The sequence below is a fragment of the Pseudoalteromonas sp. APC 3495 genome (genome assembly GCF_030407645.1).
GTDB lineage: Bacteria > Pseudomonadota > Gammaproteobacteria > Enterobacterales > Alteromonadaceae > Pseudoalteromonas > Pseudoalteromonas tetraodonis.
The window spans coordinates 1-14,142 of record NZ_JASDDA010000069.1 but is presented as its reverse complement, the minus strand read 5'-3'; the positions used below and the strand labels follow the sequence as shown (position 1 = coordinate 14,142).

At 38.8% G+C, this 14,142-nt stretch carries 12 protein-coding genes; 9 read left to right on the top strand and 3 right to left on the bottom strand.

The window, feature by feature from the left end; all coding sequences use genetic code 11:
• A partial coding sequence (locus tag QL984_RS17640) for a relaxase/mobilization nuclease domain-containing protein (protein WP_290173119.1) occupies nucleotides 1–1,243 on the bottom strand: 1,243 nt, incomplete at its 3' end.
• A complete protein-coding gene (locus QL984_RS17635; protein WP_138764196.1) occupies nucleotides 1,240–1,716 on the bottom strand; it encodes a hypothetical protein in 477 nt (158 codons plus the stop codon). The genes QL984_RS17640 and QL984_RS17635, both read right to left, overlap by 4 nt.
• A gap of 487 nt (nucleotides 1,717–2,203) precedes the next feature.
• Here QL984_RS17635 and QL984_RS17630 point away from each other — a divergent pair, with 487 nt between their 5' ends.
• From QL984_RS17630 to QL984_RS17605, 6 genes are all read left to right on the top strand, one after another.
• Nucleotides 2,204–3,493, top strand: a complete 1,290-nt coding sequence (locus tag QL984_RS17630; protein ID WP_171046532.1) for a tyrosine-type recombinase/integrase — start codon at nucleotides 2,204–2,206, stop codon at nucleotides 3,491–3,493.
• A gap of 579 nt (nucleotides 3,494–4,072) precedes the next feature.
• The gene (gene gmk, locus QL984_RS17625) at nucleotides 4,073–4,693 is read left to right on the top strand and encodes a guanylate kinase (protein ID WP_036957252.1); all 621 of its coding nucleotides are present in this window, start codon (nucleotides 4,073–4,075) and stop codon (nucleotides 4,691–4,693) included.
• A 125-nt stretch (nucleotides 4,694–4,818) separates the two neighbouring features.
• On the top strand, nucleotides 4,819–5,094 hold the full coding sequence (rpoZ, locus tag QL984_RS17620; protein ID WP_008108220.1) for a DNA-directed RNA polymerase subunit omega: 276 nt from the start codon (nucleotides 4,819–4,821) through the stop codon (nucleotides 5,092–5,094).
• Between the two features lie 127 nt (nucleotides 5,095–5,221).
• Nucleotides 5,222–7,327, top strand: coding sequence for a bifunctional GTP diphosphokinase/guanosine-3',5'-bis pyrophosphate 3'-pyrophosphohydrolase (gene spoT, locus QL984_RS17615; protein WP_013466063.1), 2,106 nt, complete (start codon nucleotides 5,222–5,224; stop codon nucleotides 7,325–7,327).
• 12 nt (nucleotides 7,328–7,339) lie between these two features.
• Entirely contained in the window at nucleotides 7,340–7,732 is a 393-nt protein-coding gene (locus QL984_RS17610; protein WP_013466064.1) for a RidA family protein, read from the top strand.
• 147 nt (nucleotides 7,733–7,879) lie between these two features.
• The gene (locus tag QL984_RS17605; RefSeq protein ID WP_013466065.1) at nucleotides 7,880–9,484 is read left to right on the top strand and encodes a FapA family protein; all 1,605 of its coding nucleotides are present in this window, start codon (nucleotides 7,880–7,882) and stop codon (nucleotides 9,482–9,484) included.
• 33 nt (nucleotides 9,485–9,517) lie between these two features.
• On the opposite strand, the gene asnA is transcribed toward QL984_RS17605, so the two are convergent.
• Nucleotides 9,518–10,513 (bottom strand): aspartate--ammonia ligase, encoded by a 996-nt coding sequence (asnA, locus tag QL984_RS17600; RefSeq protein ID WP_013466066.1) that lies wholly within the window; start codon nucleotides 10,511–10,513, stop codon nucleotides 9,518–9,520.
• 185 nt (nucleotides 10,514–10,698) lie between these two features.
• Between asnA and asnC the strand changes: the two genes are divergently transcribed.
• The 3 genes from asnC to recG are packed head-to-tail and all read left to right on the top strand — an operon-like array spanning nucleotide 10,699 to nucleotide 14,024.
• On the top strand, nucleotides 10,699–11,157 hold the full coding sequence (asnC, locus tag QL984_RS17595; RefSeq protein ID WP_013466068.1) for a transcriptional regulator AsnC: 459 nt from the start codon (nucleotides 10,699–10,701) through the stop codon (nucleotides 11,155–11,157).
• A gap of 41 nt (nucleotides 11,158–11,198) precedes the next feature.
• Complete coding sequence (gene trmH / locus QL984_RS17590) at nucleotides 11,199–11,885, top strand: tRNA (guanosine(18)-2'-O)-methyltransferase TrmH (protein WP_036957258.1); 687 nt, start codon at nucleotides 11,199–11,201, stop codon at nucleotides 11,883–11,885.
• A gap of 57 nt (nucleotides 11,886–11,942) precedes the next feature.
• Nucleotides 11,943–14,024: an ATP-dependent DNA helicase RecG gene (gene recG / locus QL984_RS17585; protein WP_138764194.1), complete on the top strand. Its 2,082-nt coding sequence runs from the start codon at nucleotides 11,943–11,945 to the stop codon at nucleotides 14,022–14,024.
• Nucleotides 14,025–14,142: the final 118 nt, after the last annotated feature.

The window sequence follows — 14,142 nt, the reverse complement described above, 5'->3', positions numbered from 1 at the left end:
CAAGTTTAGCACCAAATGAATCTGAGGTTAGATACCAAGATTCTAAAACTGTGGCCAAAATTAGTTGACCACTACAAAGCCAATTAAAATAAAGCGCGAGCAGCTTTCTCAGCATTCGTTGAAATAGAATGTGATTTTCAATTTGTTTTTTGGTCATTCCTTTAAAATTCTTGTGCCTTATCATCCATATTCCCCACTGGGAATATCTCTGTCTATTTTTGCTTTTCTTTCCTGTTTTACTAGGTGTGAAAGCCATCGAAAATACTTTTATGACCAAATTAGTTTTGTTAGTAGGTTGGATGCGCGGCAATGAGTACTTTTCAATTTCACCCATTATATCTTTTTCAACCATGTTAGATTGTTCAATGCGGTTTTGGTGAAGCACAGAGCTATATCTAACTCCTCGAACTTGGAGTTGTTTCCAGCTATAGCCAATACCAAGCTTAGAGCCGCTGCATTTAAATGAGCCAATCGAGAAAGAAATCCCTCGGACATCACCATTTCGGGTTTGAACATAGCTTCCTATCCCGATGTTATTTAGCTGTTCAATTAATTTCGGTAGCTCTATACCCGTTGAGCTATTTAAGACTTGATCAATTGCAGTTCTGATTGTTTGTTTTCGGGTTTTGTACTTAGCATTATTGATCTTTGTACCGATGCCATCCACATAAGGTGAGATATCAGTAGATAGGTTGTACTTTTTCTCTAATTTTTTTCTTGCGAATGCGATTTTTTTAAAACTATTGCCCAACACTAGTCGCTTAAAAGGAGCTGCATTTGATATGGTAGAACAAACAAGATGACAGTGTTCGTTGTCTGTATCTAAATGTCTAAACGCTACCCAGTGGTGATCATTAAACCCAAGTTCTTTAGCAATGTCCGCAATTAACAAATTCCATTTCGCAAGATTGAGCGATTCGTTCTCTTTCAGCGAAATAATAAAGTGCTCAAAAGGTTGTTTAACCCGGTTATTGTTTGCCTCTGATTTCAAAAATTCTTCTATTAAGGGTTCGAGGTCAACTCTTTCTATGTCGAGCTTTTTATAAAGTCCATCAACTTGACTGATCATAGGGTTGATCAACGGAAGGCTTACGCTACATCCAACATAATCGATAACGTCTTTTGTAATGTTTTGCCCAGCAGAGTCTCGACAATGCTTAGTTTTTCCGCATATGTACCTAATCAACTCTTTAACTCTGCCTCTGTTATCGCCTTTGCTATTTTTCATGTGCTCTACGATCATTTTGAACGCTCCCTAGCTGCTTTCAATTGAGCTAAGTCAGTAAGGGCCTCTGAAGATAATGTCTCGAGGGCTATATCTTCGATTACATGATTGTATTTACCAGAGAAAAACCTAAACCAATTCAAGGAGTGCTTGGCGGTGTCATACACTAGCTGAATTGCATTGTTTAAATATATTCTTCTTCCTTCTGAATTATTATCTTCAACTAAAGATTGATTTAAGTGCTCAACTAACTGGTGGAGATCTTGAAGAGTTTGTAACAGCTGCCTTGCATATTTGGCATTGATAGGAGGAACGTCACATGACTTATATGGGGCGTCTTGCTCCTTCAAGGAATTAAGTAACGTTTCTCTATGAAAGTGACCTAGTGTACTGAAACCCGACTCATCAAAAGCATTAAGGATTAACGAGTATTCTTGTTTGTTGAATTTAGAAACGAGATTATATTTTCGGATTTGACTATTTTTTGTCATAACTTTTTACCACTTGTAGTTATGACGAAATCTGAATTCTGTCCTAGCGCGTTTTATCCATAAGACTTCGTCTTATGTTTATTAATGTCTGCGTGAGCAGCTTGCTAATTTGGTGCGTGAGCATCACAGAGGTTAAAGATTGAGGATTTTTACGAAGTTAAAAATAGTTACTCTTTAACATACCCTGCCCACAAAAACTGTATATAAAAACAGTATCAATATTAATCTTATATTTCAACAGGATTTTTACTACATAATTAAAAGTAATTTTATGGCAATTAAAATACTAATTTTTATTAAGCATTTATAATAAAAAATCAAGCATTCAACTTCCATCTAAAATCTAACCATTCAAACTGCACCTCACAAGCATAACTAACCCACTGATAAATTTAAAAATACAAAAGTATACTAAGCTGCTATTAGCTTCTTTTGCTCCCATATGATTTCATATCTCTGCCAATTAACTACAAATAGCGAGGCTAAAATGGCAGAGATAGAAAAACCAAAAAAGAAAGAAATTCACAAAGAAAAGGCAATCAAAAAGCTTCTTAAAGCTGGAAAACGAGGGATCTATTACGTTGCTTCAAATATCTATTTAAAAATCACCTCTCCTAATGTGGGAGTTTGGTTTTTAAGGTTTCAATTTCAAAGAAAAAGATACGAGCGAAAATGGGCGGTGTATGGTGAAAATAATCCATACTTTAAAAATTATGAGGCTGCAATTTCAAAGTCAGTAAAGGTCCAAAAAGCATTAGCTGATGGTAAAAACCCTTTAATGCAAGAGCACAGTGAAATTGAAACTCTTGATGATTTGATAGTTAGATTTTTATCTACCACTACTCGTAAGTATAAGAAGCAAAAAGAAATATATAAAGCAGATATCCAACCAATTTTAGGAAATAAATTGCTAGGTGAAATTACGAGGTATGATATGGAGAAGCTATTAATTTCACTTGTAAAGCAAGACCGAAAAAGTATAGCTCGAAAAACTCTGTATTTTTTTCACAGCGTTTTTCGCTATGCATCAGATCACAAATTAATATTAGAGAATGTTACATCTCATTTAACTATTGAAAAAAATGCAGGTGGTGATCCACAGGAAAGACAAATTTTCTTGAGTGAGTCTGAAATTGAAAAAACGTTTGATGTATTAAATCAGTATCCAAAACAAGCTCCACTTTCGAATAAAATAGCAATGGTTTTATATTTGATTTTCGGTTTTAGAAAATCAGAGCTTATTTCTTCAAAATGGAAAGATTTCAATTTTGAGAAGCAAGAGTGGATAGTTAGACCAACAAAACTAGGTGAAGAAGTTATCACATTAGATGTTCCGGATGATGTAATGCCTTATTTCTGCGCTTTGAAAGCTTTAAATGTCAATGACAGTGAATTTATGTTTCCTACAAAACGTGATTCACAATCAGGGCATTTGTCGGAAAGCACTTTAAACACTATGTTGTCCAAGTTTTTTAGTAAGTACTCAACAAAGACTGTTAAATTTGATAACCCTTTAGGTAGCGCTGGTGTACGTAAGTTTTGGATACATGACTTAAGAAGAACCTTCACAAGTACTGCAAATGATAATGAAATCGCCGAAGAAGTTACTCAGCGTTGTCTAAATCATAAAAAAAGAAAACGCTTAAAAATTTATGACCTATCGAATAGAAGAACCCAGCGTAAAGTTGCATATGAGCTAATGGCTGGAATTGTATTGCCTTTAGCTAATCTAGACTCTGAGGTTAAGTTCATCACTATGGAGGCAAAAGCAGCATAAAAAATCCATACATGGCAGTGAGAAAGAACTGCTAACACTGCAAAACTTTTGATTTTGCAAAATAGAATGTAGAGACAAATAACAGCATTAATAATACATCTACATTTCTATTTTAGAGCCGGAATTAGCGGCCAATCATTTTCTGAGACACCACAAAATCAATAAATAACCTTATACATTCCCGATTGTTCTATCAGCTGTAAATACAGATACATCAATACTTCTCATCATATAGATATTGCCATCGAGACTTCGATGGAAGGCTAAATAATGATTAATGAAATACATGACAAGAACTATAAACTTGTACTATTATGACTATTGAGTAAGTGATGAGATATGGCATCGAATGTCTTCGAACTGGTGACCAAAGTGGTGACTTAATCATTTTAGACCGAATTAAATAATTGGAAAATTTAGAACTTTTTCTCCCATTCACGGGATAGATCCAGAATATTGAGTAACTTTTTTGGCTTTACCACTCACTTGAGCATAATTAGCTAAATAAAGTACAATATAATAATTGAAGGCTTGAGCTGTTTATAGTTCGAGCCTGTTTATTTTTAGATAGAGAAAATAATGGCACACTCTCGCGGAAACTTATTTATTTTATCTGCGCCTTCTGGGGCGGGTAAATCGAGCTTAATAAATGCATTACTGAAAAAACATGCTGATATGAAAGTATCGGTATCACACACCACCCGCGCACCGCGCCCTGGTGAAAACAATGCGGAACATTATCATTTTGTATCGGTTGATGAGTTTAAGGCACTAATTGCCAAAGATGACTTTTTTGAATGGGCACAAGTATTTGACAATTATTACGGTACTTCTAAGCAAGCTATTGAAGAGCAACTCGCCGCTGGCATTGATGTGTTTTTAGATATTGATTGGCAAGGCGCTCGCCAAGTTCGAGAAATAATGGATGACGTAAAAACTATCTTTATTTTACCGCCGTCAAAGCAAGAGCTAGAGCAACGTTTAAATAACCGTGGCCAAGACTCAGCTGAAATTATTGCCGGGCGTATGACACAAGCTCAATCAGAAACCTCTCATTACGATGAGTATGACTTTGTTGTTGTGAATGATGATTTTGATACTGCTTTGAGTGAGATAGAAAGTATTGCTATTGCACAGCGATTAACGCTAAAAGCGCAAACAACGCGTCATCAAACTTTAATTAATGAGCTACTCAAATAATCTAAATTAAGATTAATTAGGTGTTCATGCCCTAAAACAGATAAAAATTAACCACTGGCTATTGGCGAAACCTGCTGCGTGCAGTAAACTACGCCTTTGCTTTTAAATTATTTTGGAGTGCTAAGATGGCTCGCGTAACAGTTGAAGATGCAGTAGATGCAATTGGTAATCGTTTTGACTTAATTTTAGTTGCGGCCCGTCGTGCCCGCCAAATTGCTGTTGGTGGTAAAGATCCACTAGTAGATCCTGAGAACGATAAGCCAACAGTTGTTGCTTTACGTGAAATCGAACTTGGTTTAGTTGATAATTCTTCAATGGATGTTATTGACCGTGAAGAACAACAACATCAAGAAGCGGCAGAACTAGCTGCTGTTGCTGCCATTGTTGGTGGCAACCAATAATCAACCGCCCGGTTTGATTTAGCTAACGGCATAGTATTTCAACTATAGCCGTTGGCAATCCTTTGTTTTCATCGTATATTCGTAACTTATCCTAACTTATTTGCTTCACGAGAACATTGGAGTGTGAATGTATCTTTTTGAAGGTCTTAAAAAGAAAATCTCAAAATACTTGCCAGCTGACGATGTTGAGCTAGTTCAAAAAGCCTATGTGGTAGCCCGAGAGGCCCATGAAGGTCAAACTCGCTCAAGTGGCGAACCTTACATTACTCACCCCGTTGAAGTAACTCAGATACTAGCTAGCATGCACCTTGACCATGAAACGCTCATGGCAGCATTGATGCACGATGTGATTGAAGATACCGATTTTAGCCAACAAGATTTAGCTGAAATATTTGGTGAAACGGTGGCTGAACTCGTTGAAGGTGTGAGCAAGCTTGATAAGTTAAGCTTTAAAGATAAAAAAGAGTTTCAAGCTGAAAACTATCGAAAAATGATTATGGCAATGACCCAAGATATTCGGGTTATTTTAATCAAGTTGGCTGATAGAACGCATAACATGCGAACATTAGGCGCACTTCGCCCTGATAAACGCCGCCGTATTGCTCGCGAAACTCTAGAAATTTATGCGCCGATAGCTAATCGTTTAGGTATTCATGATATAAAAAATGAGCTAGAAGACTTAGGTTTTCAAGCGCTGTATCCAATGCGTCATCGTGCACTTAAATCTGAAGTGGCTAAAGCGCGTGGAAATCGCAAAGAAGTTATTTCAAATATTCAAACAGAAATTGAAGCACGCCTTGAAGAGTCTGGCATAAAGGCCACCGTATCAGGCCGTGAAAAGCATCTATACAGTATTTATAAAAAAATGCTTAACAAAGAGTTACTGTTTAACGAAGTCATGGATATTTACGCTTTTCGTATTGCGGTGGATTCTATGGACACCTGTTATCGTGTACTCGGCGTTGCTCATAACTTATATAAGCCAATTGAGACCCGCTTTAAAGACTATATTGCCGTGCCAAAAACTAATGGTTACCAATCATTACATACTTCTTTGGTTGGCCCGCATGGTATTCCTGTTGAAATTCAAATCCGTACTCACGATATGGATCACATGGCAGACAAAGGAGTCGCGGCTCACTGGATGTATAAAAAGTCTGGCGACAATGCGGGTCACACTGCGCAGCAGCGTGCTCGCCAATGGATGCAAAGCTTACTAGAGTTACAGCAAAGTGCGGGATCATCATTTGAGTTTGTTGAAAACGTTAAAACCGAACTCTTCCCTGAAGAAATTTATGTCTTTACCCCAGATGGTCGCATCGTTGAACTGCCTATGGGCGCGACTGCGGTCGATTTTGCTTATGCCGTTCATACTGATGTTGGTAATACTTGTGTAGGCGCACGCGTTAATCGTAAACCTTATCCTTTAAGTAAAGCCATTGATACTGGGCAAACAATAGAAATTATTACTAGCTCAGGCGCTCATCCTAACGCAACATGGCTTAACTTTATTGTTACTGGTAAAGCGCGACTGGGCGTACGTAACTACCTTAAAAGCCAACAGCATGAAGAAGCATTATTATTAGGTCGTCGCTTACTTGATTCAGCCCTAGGTGAAAACAAGTTTGATAACCTGCCAGCTGAAAATATTACGCGAGTGCTTGAGGAGCATGAACTCTCTTCAACCTTAGAGCTACTGGTAGAAATTGGCTCAGGTAATTTAATGAGCATGCTGATTGCCAAACGCTTATTACAAAACGACAACGATGATTTAAACGATATTGCTAAACGTGCAAAAGCGACCATTATTGGCACTGAAGGTATGTTAGTTAATTATTCAAAATGTTGTCGTCCAGTGCCTGGAGACGCTATTACAGCTCATGTCAGCCAGGGTAAAGGTTTAACGGTTCATCGCCAAGAGTGTAAGAACATTCGTGGCTGGGAAAATGATCGTTCAAAATACCTAGTCGTAAAATGGGATGATAATCCAGAAAAAGAATACATTGCGGCTTTACGAGTAGAAATTATTAACCACCAAGGTGCGCTGGCTAAATTAACCAATGTGGTCGCAACGACACAGGCCAATATTGTAGAAATAGCTACCGATGAAAAAGAAAGTAATTTATACGTGATAGACTTAGGGATCACAGTTAAAAACCGTATCCATGTCGCTAATATCATGCGTCGTATACGTGTGATGCCGGATGTACAAAAAGTCTATCGTAAAAAATAAAATAGGAACATCATGAATAAAGCATTTATATCAACGGATAAAGCACCTGCAGCGATTGGCACATACAGCCAAGCAGTAAAAGTGGGCACAGCGGTTTATTTATCTGGGCAAATTCCACTTGTCCCTGAAACAATGGACGTTATATCTGAAGACTTTAGCGAGCAAACACACCAAGTATTTAAAAATATTTGTGCGGTTTGTGAAGAAGCTGGCGGCACCATTCAAGATTTAGTAAAAGTAAATATTTACCTTACTGATCTTTCAAATTTTGCCATTGTTAACGAAGTAATGAGCCAATATTTTAAACAGCCTTATCCTGCTCGCGCTGCTATTGGCGTTCGTGCACTACCTAAAGGTGTACAAGTAGAAATAGACGGCATTATGGAACTTCCTTCAACAAACTAACCTCTATAAGCTATGAGCGCCGCTCATAGCTTTTATTCCAATCTGTAACTACACTTTGATGAATTCTTGACTCAAAACTAAAATTCTAGCACTCTGTAATCACGTTATTTTATTAAACCTTACTTTAGTAGTAGAAAAGGATAACTTGTGTTTAAGCTTGCTCATAATGGCAATGTATTGCTCGATACGAGTAAATCTGCACCCGCCAGTGCTGCTTTTATCATTGAAGCAATTGAACAATCGCCTTACAGCGAGTGTGAAATCAATCATGACGCCATAAATAACTATTTCAGCAGTGCAACACCTGAACGTATATTAGTTGTTGCAACACGTCATGATGCCACCTTAAGCGTGGAGATAAGTGATGATAAAATGCTAGCCACGGGCACGCTCACTCTTGCTAAAGGGGGAGCAACACTGAGTTTTGATGAAGCTAAAAAAGAATTAGTTAAAGCGCACGTCGCAAGAGGTTATAAACAAGCATTTTTAGAGCAACTTTTACAAAAGCAATCTGAACTCCCACCTGGCTCCGTAGTCAGTGGTCCACTCGCCAAAGGGCGCTTACCTATAGACGGTAAACCAACTAAATTTAACGCAATGGTTCAAACACTTAAAGATCGTCTCAAAGCCCCTAAATTAAAAGAAGATGGCAGTGTAGATATGCGTGACTTTGGTAAGTTAGCAAGTGTAAAACCAGGTGAGTTACTAGTACAGCAACAACCCGCTACACCAGGCCAAGAAGGGTTTACCGTGTTAGGCGATGTATTACCTGCAAAACCCGGAGAGGTTCATACTCTAATTGCAGGTGAGGGCACTGAAATCTCAAAAAATAATCCGATGGAATTACTCTCTACGATTGCTGGCGTGCCGGTTGAAATAAATAATGGCATGCGTGTTGACGATATTTTTACTGTCAACGATGTGTCGGTAAAAACAGGGCATATCGACTTTGAAGGCAGTGTGATAGTGAGTAAAAATGTAGAGCCAGGAATGCGTATTAATGCAACGGGCGACATTACCGTTTTTGGTACGGTTGAATCTGGCGAATTAACCGCAGGAGGCGATATAACTGTAAAACAAGGGGTAATTGGCCATCAAAAGCCTGAAGATAAATCACTGTCTTGTAGAATAATATGCGCAGGCGATGTCCATGCCTCACACTCTCAATATTGTTACATTGAAGCTAATAACATTCTGCTTGAACGTCAAGCTAGCCACAGCTCAATGAAAGCAAAGAGTACAATACAAATTGGTCAATCAGAGTTACCTAAAGGAAAGCTCTTTGGGGGTGAAATTCTAGATGCCACTAAACTGATTGCCGGCGAGATAGGTAATGAATCTGGCGCTAAAATGGTAATTAATTTAGCGGCTTCAGCCACTGAAATGACCAAAGAGATTGATAAATCTTTTAGTGAACTAACAGCAACAAATGAACAAGTTGATAGTTTACAAGCGGCTTTAGAAAAAGCAGATTTAATTAAAGATGCAGATAAAAAAAATGAACTCATAAATAAAATTGGCACCACGCAGCTACACCATAGTCAGCAAGCAGAACAATTAGAAAAGCAGGTAGCAGGTTTAGAGCAAAAACTGAATACGTTACTCGATGAAGCCATGTTGACTGTGAATAGCGTTCTACATTCGGGTGTAGAGATCCATATCTTCAATAAACTGCTTAAAACGACCCGTAACTTCCCACCGAGTAGTGTTAAGTTAGAAAATAATAAAATAGAAATTGAATTTAAAACTTAATAATAAGGGGCTGTTAGTAACAGCCCCAACTTTTTATAGTAAACCGTCTACACTTGTATAGGTTTGCGCTGGCCACACACCTACCTGCACTTGCCCTATATGTTGTTTTTGTAATAACAGCATCGCTAAACGAGATTGACCAATACCACCGCCAATTGTCTGTGGAAGCTTACTTTCTAGCAATGCCTTATGCCAGTCAAACTCTAAACGGTCTTCGTCTCCCGTAATACTTAATTGAGTTTGCAATACTTCAGGGCTTACACGAATTCCCATCGATGAGATTTCGAAAGCGTCTTCAAGCACTGGGTTCCATACTAAAATATCACCATTTAATCCCATGTACTGCTCGCATGTCGGGGTTGACCAATCGTCGTAATCTGGCGCTCTCACATCATGAATTTTGCCATCACTCAATGCTCCCCCAATACCAATTAAAAATACAGCGCCATATTCTTGAGTAATCGCCTTTTCACGCTGCTTGGCTGTAAAATCTGGGTACATTTTACGTAATGCTTCACTATGTACAAAAGTAATCTCTGTGGGTAAAAATGGTGTTAAACCAAAGCTGTCACTAACATATTTCTCAGTAGCTTTAATACCTTGGTAAATAGTTTCAACCGTTTGCTTCAAAGTAGATAAAGAACGCTGCGTACTTTCACAAATAACTTGTTCCCAATCCCACTGATCAACATACACAGAATGGATTGGACTTAATGAATCTTCATCAGGTCGCAACGCTTTCATTTGCGTGTAAATTCCTTCACCTTTAGAGAAACCATACTCGCCCAAAGTTTTACGTTTCCACTTTGCTAACGAATGCACGACTTCATAACGGCTATCTGTAATGGCTTTAACATTCACCGCAACAGCGTTCTCGTGTCCACTTAAGTTATCCTGAGTACCGTCACCTACTTTAGCTAAAATAGGTGCCTGTACTTCAATTAAGCCTAACTTTTGCTCTAATTGCTGTGAAAAAAACTGTTTAACTTTACTTATTTGCTGCTGCTGCTGCACATAGTGTGAACTCATAATAATTGGCCTCATTCCCAGTTATTGTATTGGCGACTCAGCGCTTAGTAGCGCTTCAATATGGTTATCGTAACAATTAAACGGTTTAATTCAATAACCCATAACAAAAATAGCTTTACGATATTAAAATCATTAAAAAAATGGTATAAAAACATTAAATACAATAATACAAAGCAACTAAACCTATGGAAAATTATCAAATCGATAATCTAGACAAACAGATTCTGCATGCATTAATGGATAATGCACGTACACCCTATGCTGAATTAGCAAAGCGTTTCGGTGTCAGTGCAGGAACAATTCATGTGCGGATTGAAAAAATGAAACAAGCGGGGATCATTACAGGTACCCAATTAACCATTAATACCAAACAGCTTGGCTACGATGTATGTTGTTTTATCGGCATTAATTTAAATAATGCCAGAGACTACCCACAAACTCTGATTAAGCTTGAATCATTAGAAGAGGTTGTTGAAGCATATTACACCACCGGTAATTACAGTATTTTTATTAAAGTAATGACTCGATCGATCGATCATCTACAAGATGTGTTGATCAATAAAATACAAGCAATAGAAGCTATTCAGTCAACCGAAACCCTTATCTCATTACAAAACCCGATTAGCCGAACAGTGGTGCCTTAAGGTGAAAAATCTCGTATAATTTGCCGAAAAAGAGGACTCCCATGCAGCAAACTCGTTATCAAAGAATTGAAAGTGTACTTTCACGTCGTCAAACCGATCTTACCGTGTGTTTAGAAGACGTACATAAACACCATAACTTATCTGCCATAGTCAGAACGGCCGATGCTGTTGGTTGCCATCATGTGCATGCAGTCTGGCCAGAAAAGCAAAAGTGGCTAACCAATAATACCTCAGGTGGCAGTAAGAACTGGTTAGACACACACCTTCACAGAAATATAGATGATGCCGCAGCCAGTATCCGTGCTCATAACCCTGATGTACAAATTTTGGCAACTCATTTAAGTGAAGATGCCGTCGATTTTAGAGAAATTGATTACACTAAACCCACTGCAATTATTGTCGGCCAAGAAAAAACGGGGATCTCAGAAAAAGCGCTCGAATATGCAGATCAAAACATTATTATTCCAATGCAAGGCATGGTGCAATCGTTAAATGTATCCGTTGCAGCAGCATTAATCTTATTCGAAGCACAACGTCAACGTGAGTTAGCTGGGTTATATAATAGAAATATGCTGAGTGAAGAAATAAAACATCCAATGTATTTTGAAGGCTGCCACCCAATTATTGCAAGGCAGTGTAAGCAAAAGAACTTACCTTATCCCGCACTTAATGAGCATGGCGAAATCGTTGCGGATGAACAATTTTGGCAGGCATTAAAACATACTTGATGCATATACAGTGTATAAGTACACTTAACTCACTAAATAACAATAATTGAGCCTACTTTGTCTAAACCTAGCTTAAGCCAATACCCAATCACAGAACTTAAAGGCGTAGGCCCTAAAATGGCTGAACGACTTTTAAAGCTAGGCATCACCACAGTACAAGATATGCTTTTTCATTTACCGCTAAGGTATGAAGACAGAACGCGTATTTATGCTATTAGTGAGCTCACCGCACATAGCCATGTAACGGTTCAAGCAACCATTGAAACAAGCCAAATTACCTTTGGTAAAAAGCGTATGCTGGTTTGCCAAATAAATGATGGGACAGCTAGGTTAACTCTACGATTTTTTAATTTTACCGCAGCACAAAAAAACGCATTTAGCGCGGGTAAAATAATTCGCTGTTTTGGCGAAATACGTCGCGGACGTGTTGGCTTTGAAATGAGTCATCCTGAATACAGTATTAGCGACACTTTTGAACAGCAACCAACATCATCAACACTTACGCCAGTCTATTCAACAACCGAAGGTTTAAAGCAACTCTCTATTAGGGCGTTGAGTGAACAGGCAATAGAATTGCTTCAAAAATACGCAGTAGAAGAGCTACTACCTCAACAATGGCAACCATCGCAACTACCGTTAAGTGATGCGTTATTACTACTGCATCGCCCCCCTAATGATGTTGATATAATTGCGCTTGAACAAGGGACTCACCCAGCACAACAACGGCTCGTTTTTGAAGAGTTGTTGGCTCAAAATCTCAGCCTCTTAAGAGTAAGAGAGCAAGGACAACAAGTTAAGGCTATTGCCCTTGAGCCCACTAATCCATTAGAAGCGCAATTTCTAGCACAATTACCCTTTGCGCCAACCAATGCACAAAGCCGTGTAGTATCAGAAATTAAAACAGACATGCAACACGCTTACCCTATGATGCGACTTGTCCAAGGGGATGTAGGCTCTGGTAAAACATTAGTCGCAGCCCTGAGCGCTTTAACTGCGATAGCACAAGGCTATCAGGTCGCATTAATGGCGCCAACAGAGATATTATCAGAGCAACACGGGATAAACTTTTCCAGCTGGTTTGAAAACCTTGGAATATCGGTTGCTTGGCTAGGCGGTAAAACAAAAGGAAAAGAGCGAGTTAATACCCTTGCAATGATCGCCTCTGGTGAAGCGCAGATGATTGTGGGTACCCATGCTTTATTTCAAGATGAAGTAAAATTTAACAATCTCGTACTTATCATTATTGATGAGCAACATCGCTTTGGGGTTCATCAACGTTTATCACTGCGTGAAAAAGGGCGCTTTGGTGATTGTTATCCACATCAACTAGTAATGACAGCAACACCTATACCACGTACGCTCGCGATGACTGCTTATGCCGATTTAGAAACCTCAGTGATCGACGAATTACCACCAGGAAGAACACCAATTACCACTGTTGCCATCCCTGATACCCGCAGAGATGACATCATTAGTCGAGTGAAACTTGCCTGTAATGAACAAGGTCGACAAGTTTACTGGGTATGTACTCTTATAGACGAGTCTGAAGTATTACAATGCCAAGCAGCTGAAGACAGTGCTTTACAATTAAAAGAAGCCTTACCTGAACTTAATATTGGTTTAGTCCATGGGAGAATGAAAGCCACTGAAAAGCAAGCCATTATGAGTGAGTTTAAAACGGGGAACATTCATGTACTTGTCGCAACAACCGTAATCGAGGTCGGTGTTGATGTCCCCAATGCGAGCCTAATTATTATTGAAAACCCAGAGCGCTTAGGTTTAGCACAGCTTCACCAATTACGAGGCCGTGTAGGACGTGGGGCAACCGCATCGCATTGCGTTCTTTTATACCATGCACCACTTTCTCAGACTGCACAGAAGCGATTAGGAGTACTGCGCGATAGTAACGATGGCTTTGTTATAGCAGAGCGTGATTTAGAAATACGCGGCCCAGGTGAAGTACTTGGAACTAAACAAACCGGTTTAGCCGAATTCAAAATCGCTGATTTAACACGCGATAAACAAACACTCAATCAAGTAAGGCCCATCGCACAACAAATGCTTAAGCAATACCCTCAGCATATAGACCCTCTTATTCACCGCTGGTTAGGTAATAAATCAAACTACGCACAAGCATAGTCGGTTTTTAAACTTTACTTTTCACTTCATCATCCAGACTTATACCAATTCGCTTAATTAAGCGGTCTATTTTGAGGCAGGAAAAACGGGTTGATAGCTAGGCAAAAAATTCGCTATT